General features: G+C 58.5%; 16 protein-coding genes and 1 pseudogene. 11 read left to right on the plus strand and 6 right to left on the minus strand.

Translation table 11 applies throughout. The features are described 5' to 3' along the window. Positions 1–66 precede the first annotated feature (66 nt). The 5 genes from ABIG06_RS08255 to ABIG06_RS08275 are packed head-to-tail and all read left to right on the plus strand — an operon-like array spanning position 67 to position 4,155. Positions 67–1,440 carry a hypothetical protein gene (locus tag ABIG06_RS08255; RefSeq protein WP_424578207.1) on the plus strand — a complete coding sequence of 458 codons (1,374 nt, stop codon included), beginning with the start codon at positions 67–69 and terminating at the stop codon, positions 1,438–1,440. A 22-nt stretch (positions 1,441–1,462) separates the two neighbouring features. Next, positions 1,463–1,843, plus strand: a complete 381-nt coding sequence (locus ABIG06_RS08260; RefSeq protein ID WP_424578208.1) for a hypothetical protein — start codon at positions 1,463–1,465, stop codon at positions 1,841–1,843. A gap of 4 nt (positions 1,844–1,847) precedes the next feature. Continuing rightward, positions 1,848–2,261, plus strand: a complete 414-nt coding sequence (locus ABIG06_RS08265) for a hypothetical protein (protein WP_424578209.1) — start codon at positions 1,848–1,850, stop codon at positions 2,259–2,261. 36 nt (positions 2,262–2,297) lie between these two features. After that, complete coding sequence (locus ABIG06_RS08270) at positions 2,298–3,707, plus strand: integrase (protein WP_424578210.1); 1,410 nt, start codon at positions 2,298–2,300, stop codon at positions 3,705–3,707. Further along, positions 3,697–4,155 carry a TetR family transcriptional regulator gene (locus ABIG06_RS08275; protein ID WP_424578211.1) on the plus strand — a complete coding sequence of 153 codons (459 nt, stop codon included), beginning with the start codon at positions 3,697–3,699 and terminating at the stop codon, positions 4,153–4,155. Before ABIG06_RS08270 ends, ABIG06_RS08275 begins: the two co-directional genes overlap by 11 nt. Here the strand turns inward: ABIG06_RS08275 and ABIG06_RS08280 are convergent, their stop codons facing one another. Both ABIG06_RS08280 and ABIG06_RS08285 read right to left on the minus strand, forming a co-directional pair. Further along, complete coding sequence (locus ABIG06_RS08280; protein WP_424578212.1) at positions 4,156–5,049, minus strand: ArdC family protein; 894 nt, start codon at positions 5,047–5,049, stop codon at positions 4,156–4,158. It lies immediately after the preceding gene. 59 nt (positions 5,050–5,108) lie between these two features. Continuing rightward, a pseudogene (locus tag ABIG06_RS08285) lies at positions 5,109–5,672 on the minus strand (DUF932 domain-containing protein); the annotation flags it as partial. Positions 5,673–6,195: 523 nt separating this feature from the next. On the opposite strand from ABIG06_RS08285, the gene ABIG06_RS08290 reads away from it, so the two are divergent. Then, positions 6,196–6,411: a helix-turn-helix transcriptional regulator gene (locus ABIG06_RS08290; RefSeq protein ID WP_424578213.1), complete on the plus strand. Its 216-nt coding sequence runs from the start codon at positions 6,196–6,198 to the stop codon at positions 6,409–6,411. A 529-nt stretch (positions 6,412–6,940) separates the two neighbouring features. Here the strand turns inward: ABIG06_RS08290 and ABIG06_RS08295 are convergent. Further along, positions 6,941–7,720, minus strand: coding sequence for an ImmA/IrrE family metallo-endopeptidase (locus tag ABIG06_RS08295; protein ID WP_424578214.1), 780 nt, complete (start codon positions 7,718–7,720; stop codon positions 6,941–6,943). Beyond that, a complete protein-coding gene (locus tag ABIG06_RS08300) occupies positions 7,624–8,067 on the minus strand; it encodes a helix-turn-helix domain-containing protein (RefSeq protein WP_424578215.1) in 444 nt (147 codons plus the stop codon). Before ABIG06_RS08300 ends, ABIG06_RS08295 begins: the two co-directional genes overlap by 97 nt. 58 nt (positions 8,068–8,125) lie before the next feature. Between ABIG06_RS08300 and ABIG06_RS08305 the strand changes: the two genes are divergently transcribed. Continuing rightward, positions 8,126–8,269 carry a hypothetical protein gene (locus tag ABIG06_RS08305; protein WP_424578216.1) on the plus strand — a complete coding sequence of 48 codons (144 nt, stop codon included), beginning with the start codon at positions 8,126–8,128 and terminating at the stop codon, positions 8,267–8,269. A gap of 326 nt (positions 8,270–8,595) precedes the next feature. Here ABIG06_RS08305 and ABIG06_RS08310 read toward each other — a convergent pair whose 3' ends face one another. Further along, positions 8,596–8,853, minus strand: a complete 258-nt coding sequence (locus tag ABIG06_RS08310) for a hypothetical protein (RefSeq protein WP_424578217.1) — start codon at positions 8,851–8,853, stop codon at positions 8,596–8,598. Between the two features lie 467 nt (positions 8,854–9,320). On the opposite strand from ABIG06_RS08310, the gene ABIG06_RS08315 reads away from it, so the two are divergent. From ABIG06_RS08315 to ABIG06_RS08330, 4 genes are all read left to right on the plus strand, one after another. Then, positions 9,321–9,542: a hypothetical protein gene (locus ABIG06_RS08315; protein WP_424578218.1), complete on the plus strand. Its 222-nt coding sequence runs from the start codon at positions 9,321–9,323 to the stop codon at positions 9,540–9,542. Between the two features lie 1,104 nt (positions 9,543–10,646). Beyond that, positions 10,647–11,303 carry a DJ-1/PfpI family protein gene (locus tag ABIG06_RS08320; protein ID WP_424578219.1) on the plus strand — a complete coding sequence of 219 codons (657 nt, stop codon included), beginning with the start codon at positions 10,647–10,649 and terminating at the stop codon, positions 11,301–11,303. A 239-nt stretch (positions 11,304–11,542) separates the two neighbouring features. Continuing rightward, the gene (locus ABIG06_RS08325) at positions 11,543–11,917 is read left to right on the plus strand and encodes a hypothetical protein (protein WP_424578220.1); all 375 of its coding nucleotides are present in this window, start codon (positions 11,543–11,545) and stop codon (positions 11,915–11,917) included. A 14-nt stretch (positions 11,918–11,931) separates the two neighbouring features. Further along, on the plus strand, positions 11,932–13,164 hold the full coding sequence (locus ABIG06_RS08330) for a hypothetical protein (RefSeq protein WP_424578221.1): 1,233 nt from the start codon (positions 11,932–11,934) through the stop codon (positions 13,162–13,164). A gap of 129 nt (positions 13,165–13,293) precedes the next feature. On the opposite strand, the gene ABIG06_RS08335 is transcribed toward ABIG06_RS08330, so the two are convergent. Beyond that, entirely contained in the window at positions 13,294–13,506 is a 213-nt protein-coding gene (locus tag ABIG06_RS08335) for a hypothetical protein (RefSeq protein WP_424578222.1), read from the minus strand. Positions 13,507–13,532 lie beyond the last annotated feature (26 nt).

Consider the following 13,532-nt stretch of genomic DNA (forward strand, 5'->3'; position numbering starts at 1 on the left):
GGCGTAGCCGAAGCCCGGAGCGGATTTCCCGGCGCAATGCTGATCCAGCCCCCTTGGAGGCGTGGCATGGCGATGATCGTTCGTGCTGCGCCTGGCTATCTCCCGATCCTGACCAACTTTCCCCTCCTCTTCTCTAATCAGATGCAGATCATCGAGCCTGCCTTCGCCTATCTGATTGAGCAGGCTGAGTTGCGGGCGCACTCGCCGGAAACGGTGCGAACCTATGGCGAGCATCTTTACGACTGGTTTGACGCGCTCGAACAATCGGATCGGCATCATGCGGCGTCGTCACCTGCCACGCGTCACCAATGCTGGAACGCGCTGAAGTTCTTCGCCCGCTTCCTGGCCGATGGCGGCAGTGCGCCGGCTGATTTAACGACGGAATTGTTCGGGCGATACATATTGTGGCTGGACGGCTTGCCTTCGCGAACCGGGAAGCCCCGTGCTCCGGGCCTGCGTCATAACCGCTATCAACCGGTCAAGCTTCTGACCGAGTGGATAGCGAGGCGACGGCCCGATCTGCTGCCGGTTAGGCCATCCTTCCCGTTTAATCCGTTCCCCGGCAGGCATGCGCCGAAGGAAGGCCACCGGCTGTCCGGCTCGCAGCTCAAGGCTATCTTGCGGTCCTGCTATGAAGAGATCGAGGATGCCTGGGCACTCTTCGAGGAAGGGCAGCGACTGCTTTCGGCTCAGGCCAAGAGCGATGATCCCGATGGCTTCGAAACAATGCTGCGGGAACTCCATCGCCTCGGGCACGGCGTGATGCCATCTCGTCGCGCCTTGCCGGATAGACTCGGCCGCAGGTTACACCTCCATGGTGGGCACGACAGGTTCGAACGCCATCTTCACGCAACACCAGACTGTCTGGCCCCCTTCTTCATCGCCATCGCGATCCAGACGGCGGGAAACGTCGAGGCGCTTCGGCTTATCGACCGCGATTGCATTGAGCCTCATCCCCTGATCGAGCATCGGACGATGATCGACTGGCAAAAGGGCCGCGCTGGGCACCTCGTGAAACGGGCCCAGCGCCGGTCCTTCGATCGCCGTCGGCGCTATGCGGCACCCAATCTCATCGACAAGCTGCTGAAAATGACCGCCCCACTGGCGGCACGCGCACCTGCGAGTGAAAAGGATCGGCTGTTCCTGATGCACAGGCCAAGTCGGAACATTAGCGTCATTCAGCGCACAACCCTTGAAGGCGCCATTGCTCGATTCATCGAGCGGGCGAACCGACGTATCAATGCGTGGAATGCCAACCATCCCGATCAATTACGCATTGCCGCGCTTCCACACCAGGATGTTCCGAGGCAGCGTCGCCATCGAGCACTATCGGGCATCGGGCGGGGACGTGCGGGCGGCGCAGACCGTGCTCAATCATGGCAGTCCGGAACGGACGGATCGCTATATCAGGGGAGATTAAAGCCGCGCGCTCCAGTATGAAACCATCGCCAGGTTACAGGTAATGATGGTGAGCTGGATCCTCGAAACCCCCAGCGAATCCAGTCCACGTTCGTCAACGTCGGCTTTTACTGCGGAGACGTTCGGCCATCGCTGTATTGATCCGACAGCTGGCGGGGAAAAACTCTGTCCGCACTTCGGCGGCTGCCTGTCCTGTCCGGGCCTGGTAGTGCCGATCGATGCAATCCATCTCGCACGCATTCTTCTGACGATCGAGCAACTGGAGAAGGCGCGCACGCGCCTCGACCCGCAGCGGTGGGTGCTGATCTACAAGCCGAGCCATGATCTTCTTGTCGGCGGCATCCTGCCGGACTTCCCTGCCAAGCTTCACGAGGAGGCGCGTGGCCTGATGCCTTCGTTACCCGCCTTGCCAGCGCTGGAGTGAAACGATGACGCAGGTCGCAACGAACCGACGAAGTGCTTCAGCCTTGTCGCAGGCAATCTCCTCGACCTCGACTTGGAATGATGACACATGGCGCTTCGATCTCACCCGGCCAGGCGTGACCGACAGTAGCCGGACGATCGACTGGGCGTTCGAGCTTCCCGATGGCAGCCGGTTCACCAACCCAATATGGACGGAGTTGCGCGAGGCCGTCAAACGCTTCCTATGGTCACTCAGGACCGACCCGCCAGCGGGCAAACGACGGCTCGGACCTGGCTCCCTGATCTCGATCTTCAACCAGATGCGCGTTCTAGTCTGCTGGATGGTCGGTGAAGGATATGACAGCTTCAATCAGCTTGATGCCGATGCTGCAGCCCGGTTCATGACCACGCTGAGGGAACGACCGGGACGGAAGGGCTAAGCGCTGTCGCTTGCCACTCGGGCCAGGTATCTGTCGATGCTGGCACGCCTCCATGCTCAACGGGAAAAGCTGGTCGATAGCGTTCCCGACGATCTTTACAGATTCCTGGATGAGCACGGCCCCCGACTTCCGCGCCTCGACCGACAGGGTCGAGGCTTCCCCTATACACCTGATGCGGTGGCAACCGCGTTGATCGGCGGTGCCTTGCGACTCGTTGGTACGCCAGCTGATGACGTGATCGCGCTCCGCGATCTGGCGGCTGTTGCCTATGCTTATCGGCTTGACGGCAAGAGGCCGACGCCTGCCGGCGAAGGACAGGCCCGTCGAATGTTCGACAACTTCTCGAGTTTGCTAAATGAAGACGGTCCCTGGCATGCACCGGTCGCGCAGTTGAAAGACATTCATGCCCTGATCGAGCGCATCTATGATGCCTGCTTCGTCGTGATTGCCTGGCTCGTCGGCGCACGCGTCTCAGAAATCCTCGGGCTCGAGGCCGGATGCATAGAGCGTCATGTCGGTCCGGATGGCCAGGAGATCACCTATCTGCATGGACGGATTTACAAGATGGCGACGGGCGACGGCGGCCAGCCTCATCGTTGGATCGCACCCGAACCGGTGGTCCGCGTCATTGACGTACTGGAGCGGTTGTCGGCCCCGATCCGCAAGAAACTTGGGACGAGTAACTTATGGATGCTAACGCGGGATCCAACGCTGCTGCGGCAGCCAATCGACATCCCGCACAGTGGGGCCTTCGGCGGCCGGCTGAACAGCAGCTTCCGAATAATGCTCGGCCTTCCTCTTCATCAAGGAAGACCTTGGCACCTGAACGCACATCAAGGACGGAAGACGTTCGCACGCTTCATCGGCAAGCGTGACAGGACAGGCCTTCACGCCCTCCAGGAGCATCTCGGGCACGTGAGCCGGGTGATGACCGATACCGCTTATGTGGGCACGGACTTCGAGCTCGCCGAATTGATCAACGACGAAATCCTGAAGGAAACGCGGGCAGCACTGGAGAATCTTCTAACGTCATCAAATCTGTCAGGCCATGCCGGGCGCATGATCGCGTCGCGGTCGCCGTTCCGGGGCCGCACACATGATAGCGATCTCGGCGAATATATAGACTTCATCCTGAAAGACAGCGGGATGGTGCTGGGCGTGTGCGACTGGGGTTACTGCCTCTATCGTCGCGAGCATTCCGCCTGCCAGGGTGATGACCATGGACCGAATGCAGTCCTCCGCACACAGAGCGTATGTGCCCGCTGCGCCAACTTCGCCGTGAGCGAGCGCCATAGAGCCGTTTGGGAAGATAGGAAGGTGCGCAATGCTCAGTTGCTTGAGCATCCTGCCCTCGACGGTGAAAGCCGGAAACTCGCCCAAGAGCGCATCCTCGAATGTGACCGAATCCTCCGGGGGCTGAATGGGGAGAGCGATAATGCCCGATGATAAAAAGGGCTCCACGCCCCAGCAGAAGCGCCGGGATACAACTGCCTATCGCCTGCGCGCGGCGTTGGCGCGATTGTTGGCGCGGGAGGGAGGCGCGAAGCTGTCTGTCGCCGCCCTTGCGCGTGAAGCGGGCGTCGGGCGCAACGCAATCTATGTCAATCATCGCGATGTCATTACCGAGCTATTCCAGACCGCCTCGCATAGAACCGACGCTGCTGCGGCATCGAAAGAAGCGCCGGAAACCGACTGGCGCGCCGTCGCAATCGAGTTGAGGGAGCAGCTTCGTGCGCTGGCAACCGAGAACGCGAGATTGCTCAAGCGCGCGCAGGACGCAGAACTGGCAACTGCGCGCGTCGAGAAAAGAGCCGCGAAGCTCGATGCGGAGCTGCGGGCACTACGGTCTCCCGTGCATCTGCACGGGACGGAGCCGAACACCCGCAACCGTTGATCAGGCCGCCTGTTCATGCCGAGCGGGTTGCTGCGCGTGCATCCAATCTGCCGCTTGTTGCGCCTTGCTGGCGGCAGTGAAGATTGCGCGGGGATCGTCCTTCAGCACTTCGATCCACGAGGCAATGTACGCTGCATGGTCGGCACGCGGGTGATGGGCGATGCCCAGATCGGCAAGAACAAGCCCGCTGAGAATCTCGACACAGCATTCCTCGGCGGCATAGGCAGCCGAACCGAACCGGCCCGAGAGATCGCGGTCAAGCCGGTGCTTCGAACCACTGGCGTGACCAGATTCGTGAATCCACACGCCGTAGAACGACGCGGCATCCCGGAAAGAAGCGAAGTCGGGCATGAACACCGTGTCCGACGATGGAAGATAGTAAGCCTCCGCCCCACCGAATACCGCCTTGATGCCGAGGTTGACGATGAACTCATCCGCATGCGCCAAACGCTCGCTCTCCGGCAAGACTTGCACTGGCGGCTGCTCGTACCCATCCACCTGCGCCACGTTGAACACCGAGAAGGCCCGGGCGAACATCCGTCGGTGGCCACCGTCATCGCTGTCATCGCCGCCAGCCGGCTCGGACGAAGCGATCTGCTTCCACAACACGACAGTGGTTGAGCGTTCGCCCTTGCGTACCTGCGCGCCGGAGTCCTGCCATTGCCGGTAGGTGCCCCATAGGCCATCGCTGTAGCCGTTGGCCATGGCAGCACCCCAGAGCGCTACCGTGTTGATGCCGCGGTACCCCTTCCCCGATGCGACGTTGGTCGGACGGGCAACGCTCGTCCCGTTGTGAAACCACGACGCGTGCCACTCGCCTGCACCTTGCTCGATTGCCGCGATGATCTCCGCCGTGACGCGGGTGTACACGTCTGCCCGATCTTTAGCCGCCATGATCAGGCCCTCCCTGCGCAGGAGGTGTCAGCGCTCAAGAATACAGTTGCAAGATGACCTAAACCAGGGATCTTCCAGCGCGTGTCGCCCGTACCATTGCCGGCGATGCGCTCAACGGCCGCCACGATTTCGTGGTCAAATATGCGCCCGTATTCGGGGCCCGTAACGGCGCGAAGCTCGACGCGACCGTCTTCGATCTCGAGCGTCTTCACCTGCTCGGCGGAATGGGAGGTCAAGCCGTATTGCAGATTGATGCCAGCCAGCGGCACGGGAAGCTGCCGGAGGTAGGCCGCGGGCGCTCCGACCAGGCTGGCAAGTTGGCCGAAGCTCCAGTGAGTCGGCGCGACCGGCGCGTCGGAACCGGGCAGCCGCAGAACCAGGTGCTCGACATCGTCGCGGCTGGCCTCAACTCGGATCGCAGCGCTCTCAACGGTCCGGGTCCGGCTGCGTTCTGTCCGTCCGCGCACGGTGGCATGGAGGTCCGACAGTGACAGATAGCGCTCGTCCGCCGGCCGCGCGAACCACTCCGAGGATACGCGGCCGACGCGCTCGCCGCGGGTCACATCCACCTTGTAGCCGCCAGCGTGTTTGCAAGCAGCATCGAGAACTTCGACTTGGGTCATGGTCATCTCCACGACAGGCGCCGGAGGCCTCTCCTCCGTTCTTCAACCCGTCACGGCGAAGCCCGTCCGCCCTCTCACTCTAAGGGGGCGTTGCGGGGTTTCCCCGCAGAAGGGGTCGACCGAGACCTCAGGCTCGGGCGTAGGGGAAGGCTTTCCCCTCAAAAGCCTCCCGAGAATTCAGGATGCCGGGATCGACAAATTTCCGCCCGTTTGGCCGCTTCCGCAGAGCTGTTCCTCACTTCACCGCATCGGATTTCTCGTGCGATCTCCCTTTCATGTCCATCGTGGATGCGCTCGCACCTTGGGTACATCGCAAGCCAGCAGCCGAGAGGACTAAGTATTTTTATTACGCTCCGTCGCGCTATCCCACGAGGATCAAGGAAGGTCGACGCGCCAACCCGTCAGCGTTCGACGCAAGCTGGCAGGGCTATCGAGATTGTCGTTTTCTTTCGTCATTCTAGATGTAAACATCAAAGCGGTATCGACCATGACGGCTCGGACGATGGAGTGATGGAGAAGACGTATGACAGACGCTAAGTTCCTTACCACCGAGGAAGTGTCTGCACGCTATCGTGGCGAGATTACCGTGGGTACGCTGCGGAATTGGCGCGCGATGCGAACAGGGCCTGCTTACATCAAGATCGGGAAAGCCGTCTTATACCCAGTTGACGAACTTGACGCATGGGACCGCAGGAATCTTGTGATTTGTAGTGCGTCGAAAGGACTGGATGTGGGCTAGCATGGGGCATCGACGTCGCGCACAAATATTCCGAGCGCGATCAGCTTGTATGCCCCGACCGGGTTTAGCTGCTGTGCCCGAAATGCTAGAGGTCAGACATGCATGATAGTGATCATCGGTTGTTGCCGCGGCAACGAACGATCGAAAAGGCGATTAAGAACGTCGCGAAAACACGCGAGCAGAAACGGCGGGCCCGCGCGCCAAAATTCATATCGAGTGTAAGAATCGGGAGGCTAATGTTGACGCCAGAGTAATGCGCGGTCCACTTGGCGTTATCGCCGATAGCGGGCTACAAACGGGACATGCGCAACAACGTCAGATTTGACAAAGGAGGCGAAAGGCTTTGCGAAGAGAAACCTCGGCTCGATTTCATCGAGATCAGCATTGGTCCGGCACATGAACGCGTATGTTGGACGCACTTGGTTTTACAGAATCGAGCGACTGGTTTCCGAAACTCAAAACGGCAAGGCCCGCAGAGCGGCGCCGCTTCAGGCATATCATGGCGATCGAAAGTCAGTGGTAGATCCGGTTAGTCGTGAGACAACTTGATCCGCTTACCGGTGTGCTCACGCCAGAGACCAAGGCGCTTCACTCGATACTCAACCAATTCGGTCGACGTACCGAACGTCTGCGCGATTTCGTTCGAGGTCCGTTTCTTGCTTACTGCTTCGACAACCGCCGTCCTCGGGAGCAGTACTGCGGAAGCCAGATAATAAGCGTCGTGCTCCTCCGTCTTGTCGTATGTTCTGCCGTATGATTCAGCTACGCGGGCTATCTTTGTGAGCTTGTGGCCCAGAAGGATGTGCCAGTACTCCTCCAATAGAGTTACGCGTTGGCGCTCGATCGTGTGACTGTCATTCAAGAGCACGACCCAATTCTCATTGTCAGCATCCAGCGGAATAGTCATTGCAGACCATTCGCCTCCGGCAATCCCCCTTAGATGTCTCACTGTTTGCGCATCAAGGCAGTTCGTCCTCCCAGCAGGGACAACTTGCACCCCATCCACTTCGATGCGAAGGCTATCGATTGGCTCATCCCGCGAGAGCCCTAGATCCGCTCTGAACTTTTCAGCGGCTTGCTCAAGCTCTTCTTTGGACAGCGACACGCTGGGAGGACTTGCGTGGTCATCAATGTCCTGATGACCAGGCCAGTGAGCGCCAGTCGCTAGAGTTTGGCGCAGGCATTCAGCCGCTTTCAACAGGGTGCGGACAGTTAACGAACGAACGTTCTTGCCTGCTCGGAAGTGCACGAATGCGACTTTATCGAACCCGAGCCCGGCGTCTTCGGCATCAGGACCAAGCCACTCCATAAGTCGAATTTTGGAGTTGTTATCTGCAGTCCTTCCCCTCTTTCGATTCTCGCGAGCGTTGAAAAACTGACGCCGATGGCTGCTGACAGCGCTCGGATGCTCAGACCTTCAGCCTCTCGTTTCCGCCTTATGGCTCGAACCAGCTTTTCGTCAAATGATGGCATGCTCCCTCTGTGCGAATGGCACGGCTTGACACAACCGGCGACCGGGCGCAGGCTGTGCGTGTGATAAAGACTCGCACATTTCCGATTCTGGGTGAAGCCTCCCTGGGGAAGGACGTCCGGGCCGTGTTGCATGAGGTCGGAACTGCATTGGACCAACACCGGCCTCTCCGAGTCCATGTCCATGGCTTGATCACCGTCGACGACCAGTTGCCGGTGCTCACTTCAACTCAGGAGATTGGTAATGAACGACAAAGTACGCGAGGACCCTCAGCCCGACCACGGAAAGGGGCCGCCCGACGACAAGGGACGGCCGGTCGATCATGGGCGGCCCGTTCCTCATCATGGATCGGCGGCGACCTGCGTGCCGCTTACGAAGATCAAGTGATCCGCCTTGCTGAGGCGTATCCCACTCTTCAGACTTTCGCAGACAAAGACGGAATGTGGCTTCTCGCCAAAAGCTCGGTAATTTCGGGCTTGCAGCGAAAAGCCATATTTCTCTTAGCCCTTCCATACCGAGCGGGTTTATTGCCGCGCGCGTGGGGCTTTTGGACTGATGCGGCCGAGCCGGCGCGCTGGATCGGCCCGCGTCACACAAACTTCTGGGACGGTTCAATTTGTGCGTTCTCGCCCAACGACGGAGTTTGGATCGAGGGTGGCGACCTTAGTACTCTCTTCGATCTCTACACGGTTTGGGCTCTTCGGCACCTCCATTTAGAAATATGCGGCCGATGGCCGGGAAAGCAGTATGGAATCATTGGCGCAGATCCACGCGCGGAAGCCTACTACCGCCAGCGGGAGTGCCAGGACGATGAGCTTTGCTGCTGTGGCTCCCAAACACTGCGATATGCTGAATGCTGTAAGGCTACCGATCTGCGAGGCGATTTCGTAGAAGGAGCCTCCCTCTTCCTTAAACACACCGGAGGTTTTGAGAATCGCAAGCCCCCGGATGCTGTGACTAAGTTCATCCAAGATCACTCCGCCGTGCCCATTATGGCAGATGTCCATTTAGAGTTACGGTGCAGCTGCCTTCGCTAAACTGATGCCTCGTGACGTATCGTGATGATCACGAATGATCACTTATTACAGTCCCCAAGTAGCGCCCCACTTTCCGTTTACGCCCCGGAAACCTTCGCAGCTTCAATGTGATCGGCAGACTACTCGTCTGGTGCACAAGTGTCCCACTCGACTACCCCAATTACACGGTTGCTCACGGCTGATTCCTCGATTGGGGTAATTGAGCGTGATCTTCTGCAAGGTATCAAAGGGCTTGTGGTCCGGCGCCTGGAGCGCTGCCGCCAGGTGCGCAGCCCACAACTTATGGGTACACTCGCCCGTATGGTCGCTTAGCACCATCTGGATGGCGTGAAATCGCGATCGGCATCGTCGTCGAATAGCCGCTCCGTCTCTCTCGCCCAAGTGGTACGGCGATCCTCTATATGCTTGATGCGCGCATCCAGTTCGCGGCGACGACGCTCCTCTTCGATTCTCCGCTGCTCCGCTTCGCGCCCAAGCCACTCTTCCGTTTTCGCTGCTACAAGCGCCGCGAGGCCTACAGCGATGTCACTCGCCATATGCTCAAGCCGCTACACCTTGGCGTCGCGGAAACTGCGGCGCAATGCAGAGCCGCGGAACACATAGACCTGTTCGAGTTTAAATGAGAGTTGGCGGTCGGATGAAAGTCCCACTCGGGAAAGCGGGCCTGTTACAGAATACGTCGTCCCAAGAATTCCGCCTCGCCGCGCGATCCCTCTTCCGCTCCCAGGCCTCTTCCTCGGCCTGCTCAACATCTGTCAGAACGTGCTCCTCACGCCTAATCTGCCTGAACCGCAATAGCGGGCGGCCAAGCGTTGCAGAATCTTCACGGCCGTGTATGCTACCCAGCATTGCACAAATTGTACTGCGCCACCGATACTTTCACCTAGGTTTTCAGGAGCGGTTTCATCCCGAATTTTACGACTCCCAACGGATCAACTGTTTCCATTCCGGGACCGACCGTTGTGCGCATGCGCGACGCTTATCCCGAGGAGTCAACCAAAGCCGAATGCCAAATGCCGGATCGACCATCCCGACCTGCAGTTCGTCGTCGAAGACTCGAGCACCGTCGTGCTCGCCGTGAAGGCCGAAAACGGCCATATTGGCCAGCTCGCTCTGCCGAACGACAAACCTGTCTGGTTCAATGGAACGGCTTCTCGGGGACCGGTACGTCTTGTGAGCGGGCATCCATCCGCTGCGCAGTCGGCACTCTATATTACCGATAAAATCCCATACGTCACCGAGACCCCGAGAGTGGTGAGGAGACGCCGTAGCCGCCGCCGGGGTACCGCGCTGCCGGTTCCGTCCCGGGAGCTTCTTTGCAGCCGTGCCGAACGTCTTCAGCAAATTCAGTTCACCGCCCGCAGTCTGGGACTTACGGCTGCCGCCGTGATGGGTACGAACTTCATGCGTGCAACAATGCCGTACGGTGCCGCAGAAGATCGACGGCAGACACTTATGCTTTTCGGCAAGGACCCGATCTTGCATAGGCTGGAGAGGCATAACTATTTGCTCGGTGGATTTCGAACGCGTTCTTTTAAGCGAACGCCGCCGATATACCTCGGTTGAATGCTGGCCAAGGGCTGCTCGTTCCGTTTTCGACGCAGAAGTGAAACTCCTCAAGCGCTTCGCTTCCAGCATCCTCAGCATATCCGCAACGGATTGATATCGATTCGGCATCCGTGATTTGATGGGACCACGGGGTGCAGCAGCATCAGAGAGGTTTCGCCATGAACCTGGGAATACCGATTTATGAAGGCGTCAATCTGCTCGACGTCGCCGGTCCACTCGAAATGTTCTATTGGGCGGGCCATGACAATGGCGATTTGCGGTCGACCCTGATCTCTGAAGACGGCCACGCCGTGACATCCATAAACGGCGTGCGTTTTGAGGCGCAGGCGAGTTTCGCTCAGATGCCGGCCCTCGATATCGTGTGGGTCCCCGGCGGTGATCCCGTTGCACTGCAAGCCATCATGAATAATCCCAACTCTCCTTATCTGCAGTATCTTCGCCAGGTCGCATCCAAAGCAAAATGGGTTTGCTCGGTGTGCGAGGGTGCGCTGTTGCTCGCGCGTGCAGGACTGCTGGACAACCACGAGGCGACCACCCACTGGTATTTCACCGAATGTCTGCAGCAATTCCCGCGCATCAAGGTGGACATCACCCATCCGCGCTTTGTGGTCTCACAAAATGCTTCCGGTAACCGGTTGACCGGTGGCGGCATCTCCGCTGGCCTCGATGAAGCGCTAAAACTCATTTCCCTGCTGTTCGACGACGAGCGCGCCAAGGAAGTGCAAGTTACGACGCAGTATTTTCCAAAACCGCCCGTTATGGGTGTGATTCCCATGACACCGAAGTGCCCGATCAAGTGGGACGAACTGACCTAGGCCGCCCCGATTGCTCGGCAAGGCACTTCTTTGGGCGCGCCGGCTAGCGGACGTTGCTGCATCGGCGACGGGTTGCGGCCGCTGCTTCATTCGGCGCTCGGCCGCGTGGAACGCCGAACGCTCGCTACGAATTTGCTATACGTGCAGGACTCGCCTCCCACCTGCAACTTCATCCTAGACAATTTACAATTGAATGGTAGGTTTGATCTTGGCACATCGTGTTCGCAAGGAGGGCTGGCGTGGCAATAACCTTTCTGCGTCTTCAGGAGTATCTCGACAAGATCGCCCAGAAAGCAAACCTTGACGCGAACAACAGTCTGCACGGGCTCTTCTGGCAGACGACATTTGAAAAGTTCGCTGCGGGCGACGTTCCGAACAAGCGCTGCGGAGGCGCGCCTGTCCCCATCATCGATAAAATCGATCCCACCAAGTCGGCGTTTTACCAAATTCTGCAGCAGGGGTGGTGCGCGATGCCCCAAATGCCGAAAACGGGGCCGTTTGTTTCCGATTCCAACTATTCGATCACGCTTGCCGACGGCACTGTCGTGACTGGGCAGCAAATACTTTCCGACATCCATGCATGGCTGGCCGCAGGTTCGCCTGAAAACGGCTGACAAGGAGAATGGCAATGATCAAGCCGATGCGACTGCTGGCCGGGTTTGTCTTTCTCCATGCAATGTTGCTGGCTACCGCCGCGATTGCGGCGCCCGAAAATTATTGCAGAACGATACCTGCGAGGTCGGACGCGTTGGATTGGCCAAGCAAGCATGCTTGGAATTTATTCGTCATGCTCAATCACCCTGCAAAGGACAAGAAGTTCGGGCGCGGCGTGCCGGACTGCACTCGCCCCTTTGGCTCTCCCGGCAGTACTTCCGTTTGGGAAACCTGGCGCAATGCAGACTCGGAGGTCTACCTGAGCGACGGGAGAGAACCTCCGGAGTGGAACGATACTTCCCTGCCAGACGAAAAGCCCGGCAAGGTGCCGCAGCTTCAACCTCTCGTCGGCGCGGGGCGCCCCGGAATCCTGTTTTCGCCGACTGACGGCATATTCCATGATTCCGGAGGTTTCGGCGAAACGCGACTTAACCGCAGCACCTACGAGTTCGTTCGGCGAGAATGCTTGTTCAGCCGGGATGGTCAGCAACGTTACGCGAAGGCCGTTGAAGACGGCACGAAGAGTGCGATCCAATTTCCGCCGGACTCCATCGAAGTCAAGGCCGCGTGGATCGATTTTGCTGAGCGACTAATTCCCGTCGACAAGCAGCAGACCTATTACACGGCTGAGTATCAGGGAAAGAAATACGGCCTCGTGACTTTGCACATCCTCACAAAAGATGTTCCCAACTGGTTCTGGGCGACCTTTCATCACAAGGACAACCCGTCTAACACATTTGAGACACCCGACACATTCGGGATGCCCCTTATGGTCAAAGGCACCGTTTGGGAAAATTATCGGCCCGGCGGCACTCAAACTGAGTTCACGCGTACGGATGGAACGGCCACGATGCTGTCGGACCACTTTGTCGAATTCGCCTTTCAGCGGTCGTCTTGCATCACGTGCCACGCGACGGCAACGATTTCGCAGAACACCCCTCTGCCCGCCGCGCAGGCGAGGGCGTTGTGTGCGATGACTCCGGCATTACCTGCGTTGGGTTTGGATCCGGTGGTATGCAAGGGACTGATCGGCGAAAAGGCATTTGAGCCAGGCACCGACAAGCTTCTGATGGAACGGGGCGTGCCAGATCCAGAATGGTTCAAGAAGGATGGAAAGCCGTTCTATCTTCAAACAGATTTCGTCTACTCGATTCCATTTCGAGGAAAAAGAGAAGCGAGCGCACCACCTGCTCGGTGCATTTGGTGAAAGTACAACAAGTGCCCCCATAAGCATTCCAACCGAGGGACATATTGATCGAGCTGAACTGGTCAAGATATTTTGAAACTTTCGGATGGGGCTATCCCGGACAACCAATGTTGCAACGGATTGTGAGCGCTAGAAAGGTGAGAAATGAACGTCGCCATGGACCTTTGTCGTCTCTCCCACCTTGCTCCTGATCCATGCCTCCTCTTCTGCGGTGAAATCTCTGGCGACAATGACAGGCTGAGATTTGGCCGACCGAAGCTTGGCGTACAACAGCGGATTATCCTGCGCGACCATATGCAAGAAATCATCCCTAGCTTGATCGGTTTCAAAAGTGAGAAACATATGGCTCCTGCCGTCTTGGGCCGTGC

This window comes from Bradyrhizobium sp. USDA 326 (assembly GCF_049739485.1).
In the GTDB taxonomy this organism is placed as follows: domain Bacteria; phylum Pseudomonadota; class Alphaproteobacteria; order Rhizobiales; family Xanthobacteraceae; genus Bradyrhizobium.